We start from the raw sequence: 13,689 nt of genomic DNA on the forward strand, positions 1-13,689 counted from the left end.
ACGATGATCATGCAAAGGAGGGATTCTGTGGAACAGGATACGCAGCATGTTAAACCATTTCAAACGAAAACCGATATTCATGCAGTCTTGGCCTCTAATGGACGCATCATTTATATATCTGCCAACTCCAAACTGCATTTGGGCTATCTCCAAGGAGAGATGATCGGATCATTCCTCAAAACGTTTTTGCATGAGGAAGACCAATTTTTAGTTGAAAGCTATTTTTATAATGAACATCATCTGATGCCGTGCACCTTTCGTTTTATTAAAAAAGATCATACGATTGTGTGGGTGGAGGCAGCGGTAGAAATTGTTACGACAAGAGCTGAGCGGACAGATCGGGAAATCATTTTGAAAATGAAAGTTCTTGAAGAAGAAACAGGCCATCAATCTTTAAACTGCGAAAAACATGAAATCGAGCCTGCAAGCCCGGAATCGACTACATATATAACGGATGATTATGAACGGTTGGTTGAAAATCTCCCGAGTCCGCTATGCATCAGTGTCAAAGGCAAGATCGTCTATGTAAACAGCGCGATGCTTTCAATGCTGGGAGCAAAAAGCAAGGATGCTATTATTGGCAAATGGTCCTATGAATTTATTGAAGAAGAATATCATGATATCGTGAAAAACAGGATTATACGAATGCAAAAAGGAATGGAAGTCGGAATGATTGAACAGACGTGGAAAAGGCTTGATGGCACACCTGTTCATTTAGAAGTGAAAGCATCCCCGACCGTCTACAAAAACCAGCAGGCTGAGCTGCTGCTGCTGATCGATATCTCTTCAAGAAAAAAATTCCAAACTATCCTGCAAAAAAGCCGTGAACGATATCAGCTGCTGATTCAAAATTCAATTGACACCATTGCTGTGATTCACAATGGAAAATGGGTGTTTATGAATGAATCGGGAATTTCCCTGTTTGAAGCGGCTACTTATGAGGATTTAATTGGCAAAAACATATACGATCAGCTGCATCCTTGCGATCACGAGGATGTAAAAGAGAGAATCCAAAACATTGCCGAGCAAAAAACAGAATCAGAAATTGTCAAGCAATCCTGGTTCACCTTTCAGAACAGGGTCATCTATACGGAGATGGTCTGCATTCCGACGACCTTTTTTGGTGAAGCGGCCGTCCAAGTCATTCTTCGGGACATCTCAGAGAGAAAGCAAACAGAAGAATTGATGCTGAAATCGGAAAAATTATCAATCGCAGGGCAGCTCGCGGCGGGAATCGCGCACGAGATCCGCAACCCGCTTACAGCGATCAAAGGATTTTTGCAGCTGATGAAGCCGACAATGGAAGGAAACGAGCATTACTTTGATATTGTGTTTTCTGAACTCAGCCGTATTGAATTAATACTCAGTGAACTGCTCATGCTTGCGAAACCTCAGCAAAATGCTGTCAAAGAATATTTGAACTTGAAAAAATTAATTGGTGAGGTCTCAGCCCTGTTAGAAACACAGGCAAATTTAAATGGCATTTTTATCAGAACCAGCTATGAAAAAGACAGCATTTATATAAATGGGGATCAAAACCAATTAAAGCAGGTATTCATTAATTTAATTAAAAATGCAGTTGAATCAATGCCTGATGGGGGAACAGTAGACATTATCATCACCGAGGATGAGCATTCTGTTCATGTCACTGTCAAAGACGAAGGTGAGGGTATACCCGAAAAAGTGCTAAACCGGATTGGAGAACCATTTTTAACAACAAAAGAAAAAGGTACGGGGCTTGGATTGATGGTGACATTTAATATCATTGAAAACCATCAGGGAGTCATACATGTGGACAGCCATCCTGAAAAAGGCACAGCATTTAAAATTTCATTTCCAAAAAAATAAAAACAACGGCTTAAACGCCGTTGTTTATCGTCTGCATTGATTCCCGTTTTTTTAATACAAATAGTTCTAAACGATCCAAGCCTTCTCTCAGCGTGTCCATTGAGCATGCAAAAGACAGCCTTACATATCCTTCACCATATGTTGAGAACGAGCTGCCTGGCACGAGTGCCACGCCAGCGTCTTCCAAAAGAGCCATACTAAAATCAAATGAAGTCATTCCAAATGATTTAATAGAAGGGAAGATATAAAACGCACCGGACGGTTTAACAACGTCAATTCCCATGGAAACAAGACGGTCATATACATAATCCAGACGTTTTTTGTATTGTTCTCTCATAATTAGTGCATCGTCAAAACCGTTTGTGACAGCTTCGAGCGCGGCTTTTTGAGAAATGGATGAGGCACATGACACATTGTATTGATGAACCTTTAAAATGTGCTTTGCAATGTCTTTCGGTGCGAATAAAAATCCAATTCTCCAACCGGTCATGCTGTGTGATTTTGACAAGCCGTTAATGACAATCGTTTGATCCCGCAAATAGGTTGCGATGGAGTAATGCGGTCTGTCATATGTTAATTCACTGTATATTTCATCAGACAATACGAAGACATTTCTGCCTTTTAAAAGAGCTGCGATACTTTTCAGCTCTTCTTCAGATAACGTCACGCCGGTAGGATTTGACGGATAAGGAAGCACGACACACTTAGTGTTAGGTGTCAGAGCATCTTCAATCAGCCGGGCAGTAAGCTTAAAGCCGTGTGACGTAGTATCAACAATGACAGGCTTGGCCCCGCATAAATTGATAATAGGTTCATAGCCTGGATAAATAGGCCCTGGCATAATCACTTCATCACCAGGAGACAAAATCGTCCGGAATGCAGCATCAATGGCTTGGCTTGCACCTGTTGTGATGATAATTTCAGATTCAGCATCATAGTTGAAATCCGCTTTTTTCTTCATATAAAGCTGCACAGCTTGTCTCAGCTCCAGGTAGCCGGCATTCGGTGTATATGACGTCACGTTTTCATCAATGGCTTTTTTTGCGGCAGCTTTCACATGATGCGGCGTAAAAAAATCAGGCTGGCCGATTGTAAGCGAAATGACGTCTTCGTGTTGGGCTACAAGATTCGAGAATTTGCGTATTCCTGAAATTTCGATCTCTCTTGCTTTCGGATTCAGCAAATGTTCCATAATTCATCACCTTAACAAATATAATGAGTTTATCCTATTTTACCACTAGCTGATCATTTGTCACCTTTTTAACTGATATATTTCGATTGTATGCGCCTTTTTTCTAAACATACCTTTCTTTTCAGAAAAAAAGAAGACAACCAGCGATTTGATTGTCTTTATTGTATCATGTTCTATTATTGTTTATATGTGCCAATTTCATTAATAGCCATAATCAAAATGAAGGTCTTCGTGCCAAATCAGATACGGGGGATGCTCTTCTTGAAGGTCAGCTGATTCTTTCTTCATATTCAGGTAAGTTTCTTCACTGATATCTTCTAAAACAGTCATTTCATTTTCTTTAAATATTACTAAGGTACCCATTATTTACACCCTTCTTTGGAAAAATCCTTGACTATTTTATCACTGTTAGTTGGAAAGTCAATGGTTATTAGGAAAAAAGTTTCTTTTTTGAAGAACGCGGCTTGTTACTCTTGGAATCGATTTTGAAGAGTCGCCATTCACTTTTTATAAATTACGCCGATATATACAGTACAATACTGAATGCGAATAGCGAGGGATTGAATTGTCGTTACAACAATACGAAATTTTATTGGATTCTGGTACAAATGAATTAGAAATTGTGAAGTTTGGCGTGGGTGAAAATGCTTTCGGAATTAACGTCATGAAAGTAAGAGAAATTATTCAGCCTGTCGAGGTGACATCAGTGCCTCACTCCCATCAGCATGTAGAAGGAATGATTAAACTCAGAGGAGAAATCCTTCCAGTGATCAGCCTTTTCTCGTTTTTTGGAGTAGAGCCTGAAGGATCAAAAGATGAGAAATATATCGTAACGGAATTTAATAAACGGAAAATTGTTTTCCATGTCGGCTCTGTGTCTCAAATTCACAGAGTATCGTGGGAAGCGATTGAAAAGCCGACATCGTTAAATCAAGGAATGGAGCGGCACCTTACCGGGATTATTAAACTCGAAGACCTGATGATCTTTTTGCCTGATTATGAAAAAATTATTTATGACATCGAATCAGATTCAGGTGTGGAAACGTACAATATGCATACCGAGGGTTTCGATGAAAGAAGAACTGAAAAAAAGCTTATCATTGTAGAGGACTCACCGCTTTTGATGCGCCTCTTGCAGGATGAATTAAAAGAAGCAGGGTACAACAATATCGCTTCGTTTGAAAACGGAAAAGAAGCATATGACTATATTATGAACCTTGCTGAAAACGAAACTGATTTATCAGAACAGATTGATATGATCATCACTGATATTGAAATGCCAAAAATGGACGGACACAGGCTCACGAAGCTGCTGAAGGAAAATCCGAAAAGCTCAGATGTGCCGGTTATGATTTTCTCATCGTTAATTACAGATGATTTGCGTCACCGCGGCGAAGTTGTAGGCGCAGATGAACAAATCAGCAAGCCTGAAATCAGTGATTTGATTAAAAAAGTGGATACGTATGTTATCGAATAAATAAAAACAGCCGGTGCCCTGAAGAGGCACGGCTGTTTTTATTTTAAAAGTAACTCTCGCCAAGCTTTTTAAAGACAGGTTTGTGATAAGCTGGCTGCTGGCGATTTGGCACTAGCGGCTTTTCTTTCATGCCGACATATTCTTGCAATAGGTGTTTCGCTTTTGTTAAAGACATTTGAGCTTTAGGATTTCGGTACGATTGATTAAGTGTACCTAAATGCGGAAGATGTTCGAAGTCTTCTTTAGTTGGAGGCATGTGAAAATAGTAGTCTCCGATTGAGATAAGCACGTCCGATTGCTGTTGGCTGAACCTTGGATTTTTTGAAAAATGAAGCCCTATTTTCTTTCCTTTACCTTCTTTGACGAGCTTTTGCAAAGCACGTTTTTTCAGCAGATATAGGTATTTAGGGTTGGGGGCGGTTTTTGCATGGCGGTTCACAGTGTAAACTGCTTTTGAAAGATTTTCTACGGTTGGCTGCAGATCTTTCGTATATGCATGGTCGTCCATTATTTCTCTCCTTTGCTCTTATCAATTTCTATATGATTAGATTATACTTTTTTAAAGTTGAAATGCAAATATTGAATGTAAAAATGCGCTTTTTCCTGAGAAAAAAAGCGCATTTTTAACCTGCATTATACAGATCTTGCTTTCTTTTTCGGCTGTTCTTGAAATGCTTCCTGAACATTCACTTCCACAGCTTGGGCACTGTATTTTGGCAGTGCAATAAAATAAAAAATAAAAACGATCAGGATGATAACACCCATGCCGTAATAAAGATAATCAATGTTTGAAACGAACTTAGGGAATAACAGCGCAACTAAGCCGAGTGTCAAAGACTGTGCAAACATCATAAAAGGGTCCTGCATTCCGCTTACACGTCCCATCAGTTTTGGATGGACTATTTTTGGCATCCACCCTCCGATTGCAATGTTGATCGGTCCGATGCACATTCCCAGTGCAAAAGCTGCCGCGTAATAAACCCATAAAATATTTGTGTAGCCAAGGACGAAGATCAGCAAACCTGCAATGAAAATCGGTATCGACATTAAAAAGTGGGGCTTCACTTTTTTAGAGATAATCGTGCCGATTACACTTCCTGCAAGCAGCCCAAACCCGAGTGCGATCGTAAATACAGACGTATGCCACTCATAGCGGTCAGGCGCCAATCCGTATTTCATTGTAAACATTGGCAATACGGCGAATCCTCCGTTGACAAACCCAAAAATGAAGAAGCCGAAAATAAGAGATGCCAGCAATTTATTTTTTAAAATATAGAGAATGCCTTCTCTAAAGTCATTTATTGAATCTTTAACAGAAGTCTTTCTCCAGCTGAATGCGCCGTTTGGCTGTCGGGCTTCTTTTGGAATCCGGCAGCTGCGGATCAGCAGCCCGGAAATGATGAAGCTGACAAAATCAAGAATAATGGCGCCTTCAATCCCGATTGTCTTGTACATAAAAGCGCCAATTCCGACTCCGAACACCATAAAAATGCTAAAAAGCATCTGGTTAAGCCCTGCAGCTTTCGCATAATGCTCCTTCGGCAGAATGGCTTGTACCAAACTGTTTTCTGCCGGAAAGAAAAACTTTGTTACAGCGCTTCTGACAAATAAGATACAAAAAACAAAAGGAATATTACCGGTAAATAAAGTGAAAAAAAGAACGACAGTCAGGCCTGCTCTGATCCAATCACAGTTTTCTGCTACCTTTTTTCTGTCGAACCGGTCCGCGACGACTCCGACGATCAGAAATACAAAAATGGTCGGAAGAGAATACATCAGCTCCGCCAAGGTCGTATATGAAGGCTGGCTGCTGAAGCGGTCCAGCAAGAAAAAAGCAAAGGCCATGTTGCCTACTGTCGTGCCCATTTGAGAAGCGAGTGCTGCGAAAAATAGGCGAACAAAATTACGATTTTTAAATATATCCATAAAAACGCTCCTTACCCTAAAGGTCCCACTTTATCATATTATAAACCGCCTGTTTTTGAAACAAATAAGAAAACATTACCGGTTAATCGTGACTCTTGTTCCGTTTGGCACAATTGAAGCCAGTTCAATCACGTCTTTGTTATGCATGCGAATGCAGCCTTTAGAAACAGCCTTGCCAATCGAAGCGGGATTATTCGTTCCGTGTATTCCGTAATGCTGCTTTGAAAGGCTTAGCCAATAAGCCCCAAATGGGCCGCCGGGATTGCGCTGGCGGTTAATAATGTAAAACTCGCCAGTCGGCGTTTGCGTAAGTATTTTGCCAACGGCGATAGGATAGGTTTTCATTACCCGATTATTTTGGAACAGCGTAAGGGTCTTCGCTCCGATTGAGACTGCGATATGATACGGAATTGTATAAGGGTCCGGCAGTCCGGGGATGACTATGGACTGTCCCGCTGTGAGCCCTGCCTGCAGTGACGGATTAGCCTGGAGTAATGCAGCCGTGCTGATTCTGAAATCAGCCGCGATGCTGTTCAGTGTATCACCTTGCTTCACCTGGTACGTAAGCAGTTTCCTCATCTCCTTTTTTACTTATAAGTATTGATGAGGAGCCCATCCTGCTACATTAATTTGTGCTTTTTAAAGTGAAGACAGTGATTTCAGGCTTGGCCAGAAACCGCAAAGGCAGCCTGGTCATCCCGAGGCCCCGGTTTACGTAAATATGAGTGCTGCCCGTTTGATACATTCCCTCTGTGTAGACTTTTCCATATGGAGGCGTAATAATCGGTCCGTAAAATGGCAGCTGAATCTGGCCGCCGTGTGTATGGCCGGAAAGCTGAAGGTTCACGGGATAATCTGTTGTTTTCAAGGCCGCATCAGGTTCATGGACGAGAAGAATGGAAAAAAGTCTGTCGCTCAGCCTTGAAAGGGTGCCTTCATAATCTGGGTTTCCCAGCATTAAGTCATCAAGCGAAGCAATCTCGATTTTGCTGCCATCTGCGAGTGACAATGTTTGATAGCCATTCCGGTATACCGTGAAACCGCCAGCCGACATCAGGCTTTTGTAAACGGCAGTTCCATAGCCTCCGTGATCATGATTGCCGTAAATACAAAGCTTGCCGAAGGGGGCATTAAGCTTTCTCAACAATGGAATGACTGCCTGGTGGTTCTGATACGTATCAGGATTATCGATGATATCACCTGTAAAAACAATGAGATCAGGTTTTGATTCATTAATTGTAAGAATGACTGTTTTTAAATCTTCGAGTGTAAAGTAATCACTCAAGTGTGTATCACTGAACTGCACGATTTTAAAACCGTCAAATCCGTGCGGGATAAGAGAGCTTTTTATTGTGTGTTCGGTTGTCTCAATCATATGCGGCTCCAAATATCTGGCATACCCATAGCCTCCGCCGGCCGTTAAAGCCCCGACAGCAAGAGCACCGAACATTCCTTTGAGAAATTGTCTTCTGGACATCTTTTGCATTTCAAACCAACCTTTAATAGAGTTTTTCTATTATATCATCTGTATCTGATAAAAATCTCATATCAGCATGTACTGACAGAGGCAGGGGTATAATGATAGAATGATATTGAATGAATACTCATTCACAACAGGAGGGAGAAACATGGAAAAAAAGACGGTTATTATTACCGGCGGGTCAAGCGGCATGGGAAAAGCGATGGCAAAAAAACAAGCTGAATTAGGTTGGCACGTTATGGTGACAGGCAGGAACCATGAAGCACTTGAAGAAACAAAAAAAGAAATTGAGACCTTTGAGGGGCAGGTCGCTTGTTTTCAAATGGATGTCCGTTCTCATTCCGCCGCTTCAGACATGATTACAGAAGCGGTAAAAGTCTTTGGCCGGCTTGATGCGCTGATTAACAATGCGGCCGGTAATTTTATTTGTCCGGCAGAAAAGCTGACGCCCAATGGGTGGAAAGCCGTTATTGAAATTGTTTTAAACGGTACATTTTTTTGCAGCCAAGCTGCGGCAAGGCATTGGATTGACCAGAAGCAGCAGGGTGTCATTTTAAATATGGCAGCCACGTACGCTTGGGGAGCGGGAGCGGGGGTCGTTCATTCCGCTGCAGCCAAAGCGGGGGCATTGTCACTGACAAGAACGCTGGCCGTTGAGTGGGGGAGTAAATACGGCATCCGCACAAACGCGATAGCTCCCGGCCCGATTGAACGAACAGGCGGTGCGGAGAAACTATTTGAATCGGAAAAAGCGATGGCCCGCACTATGAACAGTGTGCCGCTCGGCCGGCTGGGCACACCGGAAGAAATCGCCGCTTTGGCAGCGTTTTTGCTTTCTGATGAAGCATCCTATATAAACGGGGATTGCATCACAATGGACGGGGGACAATGGCTGAATCCTTATCCGTTTTAAAGAATATTAATCTTTGGATTCAATGTGGTATAATCAGACAAAGATAGAGAAGCAGGTGATAACATGTTGGATCCACTTGATATTTTAACGAACATTGATGATGTCCTTCCATATTACCAGGCGATTTTCAGTGCCGAGGAACAGAAGATCGTCGGATATGAAGTGCTTGGACGAATTTTGGCAGATTCAGAAATCCAAAGTCTCGGGCCCTTCTTTTTAGACGCGGGGATACCCGAAGAATATAAATTAGAGGTTGATAACAGAATTATCCGCCAGGCTCTTGACCGCTTTTTAGAGGCCGATTCTGATCTGCTGATTTTTATGAATCAGGATGCCAATCTGCTGATGCTGGATCATGGGGAAAGCTTTCTGGAGCTTCTGAAAGAATATGAAGCAAAGGGAATCGAACTCCACCGTTTTGTGCTTGAAATTACAGAGCACAATTTTGAAGGGGATATTGAGCAGCTCTACCATATGCTTGCATACTATCGTACATACGGAATTAAAATCGCAGTTGACAATATCGGAAAAGAAAGCAGCAACTTGGACAGAATCGCGCTGCTCTCACCAGATCTGTTAAAAATCGATTTGCAGGCGCTGAAAGTATCACAGCCATCACCGTCATATGAGCATGTGCTGTACAGCATCTCTTTATTAGCAAGAAAAATCGGGGCAGCGCTGTTGTATGAAGACATTGAGGCGAACTTCCAGCTTCAGTACGCCTGGAGAAACGGAGGCCGCTATTTTCAGGGCTATTACTTAGTGTCTCCATCTGAAACGTTTCTAGAGAGAGATGTATTGAAACAGAGACTTAAAACTGAATTTCACCAATTTATCACACATGAGAAAAAGAAGCTGGAAACCGTCTATGAGCATTCCGAACAGTTTTACAAACGAGTGCATCAGGCTGTGACCTCTTTGAGAAAAAACAATTTGTCTTCTGATGATGATTTTATTAAGAAGCTGGCGGAAGAGCTGACAGATTGCAGCTTTAGAATTTACATGTGTGATGAGGAAGGCGATCAGCTGACGGGAAATGTGTTTAAGCAAGATGGAGAATGGATTTATCAGCCGGAATATGCGGAGAAAAACTGGAGCTGGCGTCCTTATTTTTTGGAGAACATTATGCGAATGAGAAATCTCAGAAAAGGTTTTTTCAGTGATCTGTATAGTGATTTGGAAACAGGTGAAATGATTAGAACGTTTTCATATCCGATGGATGATCAAATGTATTTATTTATAGACTTGTCTTATTCTTATTTATATGAGCAAGACGGACTGATTTAACGGCTGAAAGGCCGTTTTTTTATGAATTGAAAAAAATATAAAAAAACGTTTGACATTGATACTGAGAATCATTATCATTTAATTATAGAGAGAAGCTACTCTCTGTTCCCCAACCCCTCTATCAGATCAAGATCCGAAAAAACTTGGCGCTACCCCCGCCAAGTTTTTTTATTTGTCAAAGCATAGGACAATCCACTGAAACAATAAACCTAACTAGTGGTAAACGGTTAACACTGAAAGGTACATTCAGTGCCGAATATCTCTGACACTGGTGCACCAGGCTAGGCGGAAAATTCACGCTGGAATGATTACGTATTTCATTCAAATTGTTTTATAACTTCTATCCAGTATGACTGCCGTGAGGTATGGCCGCGTGGAATTTCACCATAAAAGAAGGTTTTGACAAAGTTGCAAAAAGGCATTGTTAATGCTGTAAGAATTCGAAAAAAATCATAATTGTGTGCATGACATTCAAAAAAAGCCTCAAACTAAAGAAAAATCGTTTTTTTCATTTTTTTTCTTTACTTAAATTCGACAGTGAAAATGCCATCCTGTCCGACTTTATGGTATGATGCTCAATAGAACTTGTATTATAATAAATACTTGTTGATTTGAAGTTGCTTTTTGAAAGGAGTCTTTTTTTAGAATGTCACAATTAATGGGTATCATCACACGGCTGCAAAGTCTGCAAGAAACAGCGGAAGCGGCTAACGAGCCAATGCAGCGTTATTTCGAAGTGAATGGTGAGAAAATATGCAGTGTTAAATATTTCGAAAAAAATCAAACGTTTGAACTGACGGTTTTCCAAAAGGGTGAAAAACCTAACACATATCCGTTTGATAATATCGACATGGTTTCAATCGAAATTTTTGAACTTCTTCAGTAAGATTCCTGAAATAGGGGGAAGTAAGCTTCCGCCTTTGCAAATGTAATCGAAATAAAAGGTAAGGAACATACTTGTTTCATGGTTGTAAATCCTTGAAAAGGAGTGTCGTGATGGCTGATTCTTTTCTGTTTTATAATCTTTCAGAAGCACAGATGACCTTTCAAGATGTGATGGAACGGCTTAAATCCTTTGTTCAAAAGGATCCCCGTTCTTCTTATGTGTTATCGATCGGAACCGATTCACAGGTTTACCGTGATTACACAAAGTTTATTACCGCATTGCATTTGCATCGTACAGGCAAGGGAGCTTGGGGCTGCTTGAAAAATCATACAGTTAACAGACCCATACATAGCCTTCGGGAAAAGATTTCGTTAGAAACGGCGTACAGCCAAGAAACGGCCGCTCATATTCTTGATGGACACTTAATGGATATTACCGATCTGCTCCTGCCCTTTGCCGGTGAGGGAGCGGATCTTACCTTTGAAGTCCACTTGGATATTGGGAAAAAAGGGCTTACAAAAGATCTGATCCAAGAAATGACAGGACGTATCACTTCCATGGGGATTGAGGCCAAAATAAAGCCTGATTCATACACTGCATTCAGCTATGCAAATCGTTTCACAAAATAATTCTGGCTGAAATGACAAGGGGAATGTCGAATTATGCGGTTGACGTTTGTTTTCTGATTACTTATTCTAGCGGTAGAGCTGAAAGTAAGTTGTCTTGCTTTCAGAGGTATTCAGTATAAAACAGGGGGCCTGATTGCGAATGAGTCTTATCGGTGAACGATTTACAGAAGAAGAACAAAAACTTCTGCTGAATATCCTGATCAACCATGAGTATGCCATCGAGCTATTAAGCAGTGAGATCAACGATATAGAGACAGGGACCAAAAACGTTGACGGAACCACCTACAAAAAACTTGTAACGCTATACGACCGATTTCGATTTGAAAATTAATGGAACACCCTATAATTGATACTCCACAAAGAGTATCTTTTTTATTGAAAGGAAACTTTTCGACAAATACTGATAAAGTTTATATTATTGCAATATAGGGAATGTATTGATGATGAAAATGAAAAGGGGTCGAAAACATGATAAGCTTACAATCAGATCAGCTTCTTGAGGCAACAGTCGGACAATTTATGATTGAGGCGGACAAAGTAGCGCACGTGCAAGTCGGAAATAACCTTGAGCACGCATTATTAGTACTGACAAAAACCGGATACACAGCCATCCCGGTTCTGGATCCTTCTTATCGTTTACATGGATTAATTGGGACAAATATGATCATGAACAGTATTTTTGGACTTGAAAGAATTGAGTTTGAAAAGCTTGACCAAATTACTGTTGAGGAAGTCATGCTGACTGATATCCCCCGCCTTCATATCAATGATCCGATTATGAAGGGATTCGGCATGGTCATTAATAACGGATTTGTTTGTGTTGAAAATGACGAGCAGGTGTTTGAAGGAATTTTCACGAGAAGAGTCGTTTTAAAGGAATTGAATAAGCACATACGCTCATTGAACAAGTAGGCTTTACGGCCTATTTTTATTATATTGGCAGAGCAAAAAAAGAAAGCGTATACATAATTTAAATGAGAATAGGGCTTGAATCAGAAACTAAGGTTTTATTAGAATGGGAGATAAGAAAAACTTATTGATAATAAAAAGGAGGACGACATGCAGCTTCAAGAGCTTCATATGCTCGTAGTTTTAGCTGAGGAATTAAATATGAGAAAGGCGGCGGAACGGCTTTTCGTATCACAGCCGGCTTTATCTCAGCGCTTACAAACCATTGAAAAGGCGTGGGGCACAAAAATCTTTTTAAGATCCCAAAAAGGATTAACGGTAACGCCGGCCGGGGAGAAAATCATTCAGTTTGCGAATGATGTAACATTAGAGCAGGAAAGAATAAGAGAAAATATTGATGAGCTTGAAGGTGAAATTCACGGCACATTGAAGCTTGCCGTCGCCTCCATAATCGGTCAGCATTGGCTCCCTAAAGTCCTGAAGACGTATGTTGAAAAGTATCCGAATGCAAAGATCTCGCTCATAACCGGGTGGAGCAGCGAAATGCTGAAAAGCTTGTATGAGGATCAGGTTCATATCGGCATAATAAGAGGCAACCCTGAGTGGAAGGGCCGTAAAGATTACTTAATGACAGATCATCTGTATTTAGTAGATACTGAAATTTCCTGCATCGAAGATATTGCCCATACAGAACGGCCGTTTATCCAGTTTAAAAGTGACAGCACTTATTTTCAGGAAATTCAGCACTGGTGGCACCAAAAATTTAAAACGTCACCAAAACAGACGATATTGGTTGATCAGATTGAAACGTGCAAACAGATGGCGCTGCACGGAATCGGTTATGCCATTTTGCCGTCTGTTACCCTTCAAAATGAGGATAAAGTGAATAAAATGCCTCTGTTAGACATGAAAGGGCATCCGATCGGTCGGGATACATGGTTATTAGGTTATGAGCCTGCCTTTGAACTGAAACAAGTTCAAGCTTTTGTACAAGTAATAAAGGATATGCTGGATCAGGAAAATCCATTTTAAAGACAGCGATGTGCTGTCTTTTTTTATTTATATGTTGACAGTGAGAATCGTTATCATTTAAAGTGATACATATGATATTGAAAATCATTATCAATTAATGAGGTGATAAC

At 40.9% G+C, this 13,689-nt stretch carries 15 protein-coding genes; 9 read left to right on the top strand and 6 right to left on the bottom strand.

The genetic code is table 11. The annotated features are described in order from the left end of the window. Nucleotides 1-27 precede the first annotated feature (27 nt). The gene (gene kinA / locus BLL41_RS02720) at nucleotides 28-1,848 is read left to right on the top strand and encodes a sporulation histidine kinase KinA (RefSeq protein ID WP_071576710.1); all 1,821 of its coding nucleotides are present in this window, start codon (nucleotides 28-30) and stop codon (nucleotides 1,846-1,848) included. Between the two features lie 10 nt (nucleotides 1,849-1,858). Here kinA and BLL41_RS02725 read toward each other — a convergent pair whose 3' ends face one another. Together BLL41_RS02725 and BLL41_RS02730 are read right to left on the bottom strand one after the other, a co-directional pair. Next, entirely contained in the window at nucleotides 1,859-3,040 is a 1,182-nt protein-coding gene (locus tag BLL41_RS02725) for an aminotransferase A (RefSeq protein WP_069149515.1), read from the bottom strand. Nucleotides 3,041-3,241: 201 nt separating this feature from the next. After that, the gene (locus tag BLL41_RS02730) at nucleotides 3,242-3,403 is read right to left on the bottom strand and encodes a hypothetical protein (RefSeq protein WP_003245246.1); all 162 of its coding nucleotides are present in this window, start codon (nucleotides 3,401-3,403) and stop codon (nucleotides 3,242-3,244) included. A gap of 202 nt (nucleotides 3,404-3,605) precedes the next feature. On the opposite strand from BLL41_RS02730, the gene cheV reads away from it, so the two are divergent. Then, on the top strand, nucleotides 3,606-4,517 hold the full coding sequence (gene cheV, locus BLL41_RS02735; protein ID WP_071576711.1) for a chemotaxis protein CheV: 912 nt from the start codon (nucleotides 3,606-3,608) through the stop codon (nucleotides 4,515-4,517). Nucleotides 4,518-4,560: 43 nt separating this feature from the next. Here the strand turns inward: cheV and BLL41_RS02740 are convergent, their stop codons facing one another. From BLL41_RS02740 to BLL41_RS02755, 4 genes are all read right to left on the bottom strand, one after another. Further along, nucleotides 4,561-5,025, bottom strand: a complete 465-nt coding sequence (locus BLL41_RS02740; protein ID WP_003232406.1) for a YkyB family protein — start codon at nucleotides 5,023-5,025, stop codon at nucleotides 4,561-4,563. Between the two features lie 125 nt (nucleotides 5,026-5,150). Beyond that, nucleotides 5,151-6,443, bottom strand: coding sequence for an MFS transporter (locus BLL41_RS02745; RefSeq protein WP_071576712.1), 1,293 nt, complete (start codon nucleotides 6,441-6,443; stop codon nucleotides 5,151-5,153). Nucleotides 6,444-6,518: 75 nt separating this feature from the next. After that, a complete protein-coding gene (locus BLL41_RS02750) occupies nucleotides 6,519-7,013 on the bottom strand; it encodes a L,D-transpeptidase family protein (protein ID WP_083427932.1) in 495 nt (164 codons plus the stop codon). 55 nt (nucleotides 7,014-7,068) lie between these two features. After that, complete coding sequence (locus BLL41_RS02755) at nucleotides 7,069-7,929, bottom strand: metallophosphoesterase (protein ID WP_071576714.1); 861 nt, start codon at nucleotides 7,927-7,929, stop codon at nucleotides 7,069-7,071. A 142-nt stretch (nucleotides 7,930-8,071) separates the two neighbouring features. Between BLL41_RS02755 and fadH the strand changes: the two genes are divergently transcribed. The 7 genes from fadH (at nucleotide 8,072) to ccpC (ending at nucleotide 13,579) form a co-directional block, all read left to right on the top strand. Next, nucleotides 8,072-8,836 carry a 2,4-dienoyl-CoA reductase gene (fadH, locus tag BLL41_RS02760; RefSeq protein WP_071576715.1) on the top strand — a complete coding sequence of 255 codons (765 nt, stop codon included), beginning with the start codon at nucleotides 8,072-8,074 and terminating at the stop codon, nucleotides 8,834-8,836. 63 nt (nucleotides 8,837-8,899) lie between these two features. Beyond that, nucleotides 8,900-10,123: an EAL domain-containing protein gene (locus BLL41_RS02765; RefSeq protein ID WP_071576716.1), complete on the top strand. Its 1,224-nt coding sequence runs from the start codon at nucleotides 8,900-8,902 to the stop codon at nucleotides 10,121-10,123. Nucleotides 10,124-10,769: 646 nt separating this feature from the next. Then, a complete protein-coding gene (locus BLL41_RS02775) occupies nucleotides 10,770-11,009 on the top strand; it encodes a YkuJ family protein (RefSeq protein ID WP_003218671.1) in 240 nt (79 codons plus the stop codon). Nucleotides 11,010-11,119: 110 nt separating this feature from the next. Continuing rightward, nucleotides 11,120-11,638, top strand: a complete 519-nt coding sequence (locus BLL41_RS02780) for a ribonuclease H-like YkuK family protein (RefSeq protein ID WP_014663792.1) — start codon at nucleotides 11,120-11,122, stop codon at nucleotides 11,636-11,638. 133 nt (nucleotides 11,639-11,771) lie between these two features. After that, complete coding sequence (abbA, locus tag BLL41_RS02785) at nucleotides 11,772-11,969, top strand: AbrB antirepressor AbbA (RefSeq protein ID WP_010886502.1); 198 nt, start codon at nucleotides 11,772-11,774, stop codon at nucleotides 11,967-11,969. A 137-nt stretch (nucleotides 11,970-12,106) separates the two neighbouring features. After that, nucleotides 12,107-12,550, top strand: a complete 444-nt coding sequence (gene cbpB / locus BLL41_RS02790; protein WP_003218674.1) for a cyclic-di-AMP-binding protein CbpB — start codon at nucleotides 12,107-12,109, stop codon at nucleotides 12,548-12,550. 147 nt (nucleotides 12,551-12,697) lie between these two features. Further along, nucleotides 12,698-13,579 carry a transcriptional regulator CcpC gene (gene ccpC, locus BLL41_RS02795; RefSeq protein ID WP_003232387.1) on the top strand — a complete coding sequence of 294 codons (882 nt, stop codon included), beginning with the start codon at nucleotides 12,698-12,700 and terminating at the stop codon, nucleotides 13,577-13,579. The last annotated feature ends 110 nt before the right edge of the window (nucleotides 13,580-13,689 follow it).

The sequence above is a fragment of the Bacillus sp. FMQ74 genome, from assembly GCF_001875785.1.
In the GTDB taxonomy this organism is placed as follows: domain Bacteria; phylum Bacillota; class Bacilli; order Bacillales; family Bacillaceae; genus Bacillus; species Bacillus stercoris.

What these genes read in the sequence shown, in the direction of transcription:
- BLL41_RS02725 (WP_069149515.1), bottom strand. Translation starts at nt 3,040, where the DNA reads ATGGAACATTTGCTGAATCCGAAAGCAAGAGAGATCGAAATTTCAGGA.
- BLL41_RS02730 (WP_003245246.1), bottom strand. Translation starts at nt 3,403, where the DNA reads ATGGGTACCTTAGTAATATTTAAAGAAAATGAAATGACTGTTTTAGAA.
- BLL41_RS02740 (WP_003232406.1), bottom strand. Translation starts at nt 5,025, where the DNA reads ATGGACGACCATGCATATACGAAAGATCTGCAGCCAACCGTAGAAAAT.
- BLL41_RS02745 (WP_071576712.1), bottom strand. Translation starts at nt 6,443, where the DNA reads ATGGATATATTTAAAAATCGTAATTTTGTTCGCCTATTTTTCGCAGCA.
- BLL41_RS02755 (WP_071576714.1), bottom strand. Translation starts at nt 7,929, where the DNA reads ATGCAAAAGATGTCCAGAAGACAATTTCTCAAAGGAATGTTCGGTGCT.
- fadH (WP_071576715.1), top strand. Translation starts at nt 8,072, where the DNA reads ATGGAAAAAAAGACGGTTATTATTACCGGCGGGTCAAGCGGCATGGGA.
- BLL41_RS02765 (WP_071576716.1), top strand. Translation starts at nt 8,900, where the DNA reads ATGTTGGATCCACTTGATATTTTAACGAACATTGATGATGTCCTTCCA.
- BLL41_RS02775 (WP_003218671.1), top strand. Translation starts at nt 10,770, where the DNA reads ATGTCACAATTAATGGGTATCATCACACGGCTGCAAAGTCTGCAAGAA.
- BLL41_RS02780 (WP_014663792.1), top strand. Translation starts at nt 11,120, where the DNA reads ATGGCTGATTCTTTTCTGTTTTATAATCTTTCAGAAGCACAGATGACC.
- cbpB (WP_003218674.1), top strand. Translation starts at nt 12,107, where the DNA reads ATGATAAGCTTACAATCAGATCAGCTTCTTGAGGCAACAGTCGGACAA.
- ccpC (WP_003232387.1), top strand. Translation starts at nt 12,698, where the DNA reads ATGCAGCTTCAAGAGCTTCATATGCTCGTAGTTTTAGCTGAGGAATTA.